We start from the raw sequence: 1,790 nt of genomic DNA on the forward strand, positions 1-1,790 counted from the left end.
TCAGTATTTTTCTATTACGCTGTTGTTTTACAATCCCAATATCTCCCCGCAGACCGAGTATGAGAAGCGTTATGCAGAGCTTTTGCGTCTGGTAAAAGAACAGCCGCACCGGTTTCCTGTTTCGGTCGTACCGTGCGGTTACGATCCGGAAAGTTTTTTTTCAGCGGTACACGGCATGGAATCGCTTCCAGAGGGCGGCGCGCGCTGCGCCGTGTGCTATCGCATGCGTCTGGAGGCGGCGGCTCGGGCGGCTCGGGCGGCCGGGGCGAACCGTCGCCGAACACGAATGTCGCGGCATCGTGATCGAGCATCGCGCCGGCCGCGCCGCGCGCCTTGAGCCATTGCGCATGGCGCGCGTCCGTCCCGAAATAGTCCGGCTCGACGAGTTCCAGTCCGTGCGCGGCGGCAAATGCCTCGGCGCCCACGCCGGCAAACATCACGTGTTCGCTCGCCTCCATGACGCGTCGCGCGGCGAGCACCGGATTGCGCACGCGCGTCACGCAGCACACGGCGCCGGCGGCCAGCGTCGCGCCGTCCATGATCGCCGCGTCGAGCTCATGCCTGCCTTCGGCCGTGTAGACCGCGCCACGGCCCGCGTTGAACAACGGGCAATCCTCGAGCATGCGCACCGCGACGCTCACCGCGTCGATCGCGCTGCCGCCGTCGGCGAGCACCGCCTGCGCGGCACGCAGGATCGCCGTCAGTTCGGCGCGGTACTGCGCTTCCGTTCCGGTATCCATCGCTTCGCGCAGGATCGTGCCTGCGCCGCCGTGAATCGCCACGATTGCGGGTGAAGTCATGATTTCCTTGTCCGGGTGACAGGCGGGTCTGCCGCCGACAGTGCGGCCTGCGGCTGGGTCAGCCACGGCAGCAGGAATTCGGTCAGTTCGACGGCCGCTTTCGCGGAGCGGTGCGTGCGCAACGCGACCGCGTCGATCAGCGCCTCGATCGTCGCGAGCACCGCCGCTTCCGATGTCGCGGCGAAGCGGCGCTCGGCCTTCACGAACACCGTCAGCGACGCGATCGGCGCGAGCGGAGAATCGGGGCCGTCCGTCACGCCGAGCACCTGCGCACCGCGCGCGGCCGCACGGCGGGCCAGTTCCAGGGTGTCCTCGACATAGCGCGGAAACGCGATCGCAATGACAAGATCGCGCGCATCCACGGTAAACAGACGACGCGCCGCATGCGACGGACCGCCGAGCAAGGCGAGCGACTGCACGTTGTCGTGACACGTCGACAAGCCGTGCTCCATCAGCCCGGCGAGAAACGCGCTCGATCCCGCGCCGAGGATCAGCACGCGGCGCGCTGCGACAATCGCCTCGACGGCCGCTTCGACGTTCGCCCGGTCGAGCAGCGCCCGCGTGCCCTCGATATTCGCGATCGCCTGGTCGAACACCGCGTCGATCCACACGCCGCCGCGGCCGCCGGACGCCTGCTCCTGCGCGGAACGCAGCCGCTCGACCGGCCCGAAGGTCGCTTCGAAACCGCGCACCAGCGCGGCGCGCATCGCCGGATAACCGTCGAAACCGAGCGCCTTCGCGAAACGGTTCGCGGTGGCGATCGACGCGTTGACCGCCTGCGCCAGCTCGTCGATCCGCATGGTCGCGGCGCGGAACGGATTGGCGAGCACGTACTCGCCCATGCGCCGGTGGATCGGCGTCAGCGACGGCATCGCCGACGCGATGCGCGTGGCGATCTCGGATTCGGCATCGGGTATGGCGGGCGGCGGGCGCGTCTGCATGCGAAGGATTCGGCTGCATGTGATGAAAGTAAACTTACACAATTGAGCA

At 67.5% G+C, this 1,790-nt stretch carries 2 protein-coding genes and 1 pseudogene; 1 reads left to right on the plus strand and 2 read right to left on the minus strand.

The window, feature by feature from the left end; genetic code table 11:
• The first annotated feature begins 22 nt into the window (after positions 1-22).
• Complete coding sequence (locus tag KH616_RS25470; protein ID WP_366835261.1) at positions 23-337, plus strand: epoxyqueuosine reductase QueH; 315 nt, start codon at positions 23-25, stop codon at positions 335-337.
• Here KH616_RS25470 and KH616_RS24745 read toward each other — a convergent pair.
• Together KH616_RS24745 and KH616_RS24750 are read right to left on the minus strand one after the other, a co-directional pair.
• Positions 240-800 (minus strand): annotated as a pseudogene (locus KH616_RS24745) (isoaspartyl peptidase/L-asparaginase); the annotation flags it as partial. The gene KH616_RS25470 and the pseudogene KH616_RS24745 overlap by 98 nt on opposite strands.
• Positions 797-1,741 carry a MurR/RpiR family transcriptional regulator gene (locus KH616_RS24750; RefSeq protein ID WP_292254815.1) on the minus strand — a complete coding sequence of 315 codons (945 nt, stop codon included), beginning with the start codon at positions 1,739-1,741 and terminating at the stop codon, positions 797-799. The pseudogene KH616_RS24745 and the gene KH616_RS24750, both read right to left, overlap by 4 nt.
• Positions 1,742-1,790: the final 49 nt, after the last annotated feature.

The sequence above is a fragment of the Burkholderia sp. genome (assembly GCF_018375725.1).
GTDB lineage: Bacteria > Pseudomonadota > Gammaproteobacteria > Burkholderiales > Burkholderiaceae > Burkholderia.

What these genes read in the sequence shown, in the direction of transcription:
- KH616_RS24750 (WP_292254815.1), bottom strand. Translation starts at nt 1,741, where the DNA reads ATGCAGACGCGCCCGCCGCCCGCCATACCCGATGCCGAATCCGAGATC.